At 65.5% G+C, this 4496-nt stretch carries 3 protein-coding genes and 2 pseudogenes; 3 read left to right on the top strand and 2 right to left on the bottom strand.

The features are described 5' to 3' along the window. The 3 genes and pseudogenes from VFA16_RS03715 to VFA16_RS03725 form a co-directional block, all read left to right on the top strand. Positions 1-205, top strand: a pseudogene (locus VFA16_RS03715) (hypothetical protein); the annotation flags it as partial. A gap of 59 nt (positions 206-264) precedes the next feature. Further along, positions 265-2133, top strand: a complete 1869-nt coding sequence (glmS, locus tag VFA16_RS03720) for a glutamine--fructose-6-phosphate transaminase (isomerizing) (protein ID WP_324966516.1) — start codon at positions 265-267, stop codon at positions 2131-2133. 85 nt (positions 2134-2218) lie between these two features. Further along, the gene (locus tag VFA16_RS03725; RefSeq protein ID WP_324966517.1) at positions 2219-2851 is read left to right on the top strand and encodes a rhomboid-like protein; all 633 of its coding nucleotides are present in this window, start codon (positions 2219-2221) and stop codon (positions 2849-2851) included. Here VFA16_RS03725 and VFA16_RS03730 read toward each other — a convergent pair. Beyond that, positions 2832-3569, bottom strand: coding sequence for an SDR family oxidoreductase (locus tag VFA16_RS03730; protein ID WP_324966518.1), 738 nt, complete (start codon positions 3567-3569; stop codon positions 2832-2834). The genes VFA16_RS03725 and VFA16_RS03730 overlap by 20 nt on opposite strands. After that, a pseudogene (locus VFA16_RS03735) lies at positions 3566-4496 on the bottom strand (4-hydroxyacetophenone monooxygenase); the annotation flags it as partial. The gene VFA16_RS03730 and the pseudogene VFA16_RS03735, both read right to left, overlap by 4 nt.

Below are 4496 nucleotides of genomic sequence, written 5' to 3' on the forward strand. Positions count from 1 at the left end.
CCGCTCACGCCCACTTTTGGCTGAGGTTTGCACCAGCATCATTTTGGTCATCAGCCCTCGGTGGGGCACCAACTGGGACCGCGACCGCTGCCACGACGAGCACTGGTACGACGGCGATCCGCACGACCTCGACCACCGGCACGGATCAGAGCCGTATCCGGGCGGTCCCGGGGTTCCTGGCAGCCCCGGCGTCGCCCCCTGGTAATCCAGCGGCCCGGCCGGCAAGGCGGGTGTAACGGGCCGCCTGCACTACCCTGATGGGCTATGTGCGGAATCGTCGGCTACGTCGGGCAGCGGTCTGCCTGCGACGTCGTCGTCGATGCTTTGCGCCGGATGGAGTACCGCGGCTACGACTCGGCCGGCATTGCGCTGCTCGACGGGCACGGCAAGCTGACCGTGCGCCGCCGCGCGGGCCGGTTGGCCAACCTGGAGAAGGCGCTCGAGGAGACCGACCCGGCAGCGCTGACCGGTAGCACCGGCCTCGGGCACACCCGGTGGGCCACCCACGGGCGCCCCACCAACCGCAACGCGCATCCCCACCGCGACGCCGCCGCCAAGATCGCGGTCGTCCACAACGGCATCATCGAGAACTTCGCGATCTTGCGCCGCGAGCTGGAGGCCGCCGGGGTGGAGTTCGCCAGTGACACCGACACCGAGGTCGCCGTGCACCTGGTGGCGCAGGCTTACCGGAAAGGAGCGACTGCTGGCGATTTCACTGGCTCGGTGCTGTCCGTGTTGCGCCGGCTGGAAGGTCACTTCACGCTGGTGTTCGCCAACGCCGACGAGCCCGGCACCATCGTCGCCGCCCGCCGCTCCACCCCGCTGGTGATCGGGATCGGCGACGGCGAGATGTTCATCGGATCCGACGTCGCCGCGTTCATCGAATTCACCCGTGAGGCGGTCGAGCTGGGTCAGGACCAGGCGGTGGTGATCACCGCCGACGGCTACCGGATCAGCGACTTCCACGGCAACGACATCACCGGCGATGCCCATGTCTTTCATATCGACTGGGACCTCTCGGCCGCAGAGAAGGGCGGCTACGAGTACTTCATGCTCAAGGAGATCGCTGAGCAGCCCGCCGCGGTGGCCGACACGCTGCTCGGGCACTTCGTCGACGGCCGGATCGTGCTGGACGAGCAGCGACTCTCTGACCAGGAGCTGCGCGAGGTCGACAAGGTCTTCGTGGTTGCCTGCGGCACCGCATATCACTCCGGGCTGTTGGCGAAGTATGCGATCGAGCACTGGACCCGGTTGCCCGTCGAAGTGGAACTGGCCAGTGAGTTCCGCTACCGCGATCCGGTGCTGGACCGCAGCACGCTGGTGGTGGCCATCTCGCAGTCCGGTGAGACCGCCGACACCCTCGAGGCGGTGCGGCACGCCAAGGAGCAGAAGGCCAAGGTGCTGGCGATCTGCAACACCAACGGCTCGCAGATCCCGCGGGAATGCGATGCGGTGCTCTACACCCGCGCCGGGCCCGAAATCGGCGTCGCCTCCACGAAAACCTTCCTGGCGCAGATCGCCGCCAACTATCTGCTCGGGCTGGCGCTGGCGCAGGCCCGCGGCACCAAATACCCCGACGAGGTCGAGCGCGAATACCGCGAGCTGGAATCCATGCCGGAGCTGGTGGCCCGCGTGCTCACCGGCATGGCGCCGGTAGCCGAGCTGGCCTACCGATTCGCCAAGTCGTCGACCATCCTGTTCCTGGGTCGCCACGTCGGCTATCCGGTAGCGCTCGAAGGCGCCTTGAAGCTCAAGGAATTGGCCTACATGCACGCCGAGGGTTTCGCCGCCGGCGAGCTCAAGCACGGGCCAATCGCGCTGATCGAAGACGATCTACCGGTCATCGTCGTCATGCCGTCGCCGAAAAACTCCGCGACGCTGCACGCCAAACTGCTGTCCAACATCCGCGAAATCCAGACCCGCGGCGCGGTCACCATCGTCATCGCCGAGGAGGGCGACGACACGGTCCGCCCGTTCGCCGATCACCTGATCGAAATCCCCGCTGTCTCAACACTTTTCCAACCGCTGCTGTCGACCATCCCGCTTCAGGTGTTCGCCGCTTCGGTGGCCCAGGCCCGCGGTTACGACGTCGACAAGCCGCGCAACCTGGCCAAGTCCGTCACCGTCGAATGATTCGCACGCCGAGACTGCAACCACGTTGCAGTTTCTCGGCGTGTCGTGTCCGTGGCTGCAGTGTCGGCGAAATGACGGTGTAGGCATGCGACGTCTGAAACTCTGGCTGGCCGCAGTATGGCGATACGTCGCCAATGCGCCGTTGACGTATCTGTGGTTGACCGTATTGCTGGTAACCACGATCATTCAGCACCATCTCACCCGGCGGCAGCTGCACTCGGTGCTCGTGCACGGTTCGACCAACCTCTACCACTTGGCCAGGGATCCGCTGGAGGTGCTGTTCACCAGCCTGCTGTGGATCGACGGCCGCTACTGGACACCGTATTTGGTGCTGTTCACCTTGTTTGTCGCGCCGGTTGAGCGTTGGCTTGGCCAATTGCGTTGGCTCACTGTGGGACTGACAGCGCACGTCGGCGCGACGTATATCAGCGAGGGCCTGCTGTACCTGGCGATCCAGCACCACCTGGAGCCGGAAAAGCTCGTCTATGCCCGCGATATCGGTGTCAGCTACTTCATGGTCGGCGCGATGGCGGTGCTGACCTATCACATCGCGAAGCCCTGGCGCTGGGGTTACCTGGCGATACTGATCGTCGTCTTCACCGTTCCGCTGATCCTGCACGTGAACTTCACTGCCGTCGGGCATTTCGCCGCGATCTTCATCGGGCTCTGCTTTTACCCGATGGCCCGGTCGGCGCAACTCACGGATGCCGACACGTGACGCCGCCGTCGACCACCAGGTGAGTGCCGGTGATGAACGACGCCCGCGGCGACATCAGGAACGCAACCGCTTGCGCGACTTCGGCGGGCTCACCGATGCGCCCCAGCGGTGCGGCCTGAACGAAGCCGGCCCGGACTTCTTCGACGTCGAGCGCGATCTGCAGCATCGGAGTGTGGATGAATCCGGGGCACACGGCGTTTACGCGAATTCCGACCGGCCCCAGCTGTGCGGCCATCGACCGGGTCAACCCGAGCAGGCCGGCCTTCGAGGCACAGTAGGCGGGGATGAACGGGTTGGCGGTCAACCCTTCGATGCTGGAGATCCCGACGACGGCTGGTGACCGGCCGGCGCGGGCGGATGCCTCCAGTTGCGGCAGCATGAGCTGGACCAGCATCGCCTGTGCGCGCAGGTTGACGTCGAGGATGGCGTCCCAGGATTCGCCGGTGAAGGCGCCGACGGGTTCGGCGAGCACACGTCCGGCGGCGTGCACCAGGCCGTCGAGACCGTCGAGCGCGGTGTTCGCGGCGGCGACGGCGTCGGCCAGCGCGGCGTCGTCGCAGACGTCGACGACCGCGCCCGGCATACCCAGCTCGTCGGCCACTTGCTGCACGGTTGGGGCGATGTCCCACAAGGCAACTCGTCGACCGTCGGCGGCCAGTGCCTCCGCGCACGCCCGGCCGATACCGGATGCGGCTCCGGTGACGATCACTCCACTCATGACACCCTTTCCCGCGTCACGAACTGTGACCAATCAGGTTCTCGGACCGCCGCCCAGTATTCGTTGAGCCGCCACGGGCTAACGGTGTGGATTTCGCCGTCGGGGTTTTTGAAATAGGAGTGCTTGACCAACGGATGCGACCACACCATCTTCTTGATCTCGGCCTGCGTTCGTCGATGCCACTTGGCGGCAGCCTCGGGGGTGGGTTCGATGGAGTGCAGGTCGATCTCCGCCAAGTGCGCCAGGCAGCTATTGATGTAGCGCATCTGCAGTTCGGAGTTGAAGATCAGGCTCCCACCGTGCGCAAGATGGGCGCCCGGTCCGTAGAGCATGAAGAAGTTGGGGAAGCTGGGAACGGTGATGCCGAGGTAGGCGTAGGGGCGCTGGCCCCATAGGCGACGCAGGTTTACGCCGTTGCGGCCGGTGATCGTCAGCGGCCACAGCACATCGGTGTGCCGGAACCCGGTGGCGTAGATGATCACATCGACATGGTGGGTGACGCCGTCGACGGTGACGACCCCGCCGGGTGTGATGCGCTGAATGCCAGCAGGCACCAGTTCGACGTTGTGGCGGCGCAGGGTTTTCAGCCAGCTACCGTTGTCCTGCAGCGTGCGTTTGCCGGTGGCCGGATAGTCGGGCAGCACCTTGGCCAGCAGATCTCCGTCGTCCCCAACCTGATTGGTGATCCAGTCGGTGAACATCAGCCGGGCGGCGGCGTTGATCTCGCTGACCGCGTAGTCCTGATTCGGGTAGTTCGGGTCGAGCCGCGCGGCGTCGAGACCTTTGTCGGCGCCCGGCCACATCACCAGGAACCGGTACCAGCGGCCGTAGAACGGCAGATGATTCATAGCCCAGCGCACGCCGTCGCCGACGGACTCGTGATACATCGGGTTCGGGAACATCCATTGCGCGGTGCGTTGGAAGACG

The organism is Mycobacterium sp. (assembly GCF_035653355.1).
GTDB lineage: Bacteria > Actinomycetota > Actinomycetes > Mycobacteriales > Mycobacteriaceae > Mycobacterium.

Excerpts from the sequence above, each read along its gene's own strand:
- glmS (WP_324966516.1), top strand. The coding sequence starts at position 265 with ATGTGCGGAATCGTCGGCTACGTCGGGCAGCGGTCTGCCTGCGACGTC.
- VFA16_RS03730 (WP_324966518.1), bottom strand. The coding sequence starts at position 3,569 with ATGAGTGGAGTGATCGTCACCGGAGCCGCATCCGGTATCGGCCGGGCG.
- VFA16_RS03725 (WP_324966517.1), top strand. The coding sequence starts at position 2,219 with ATGCGACGTCTGAAACTCTGGCTGGCCGCAGTATGGCGATACGTCGCC.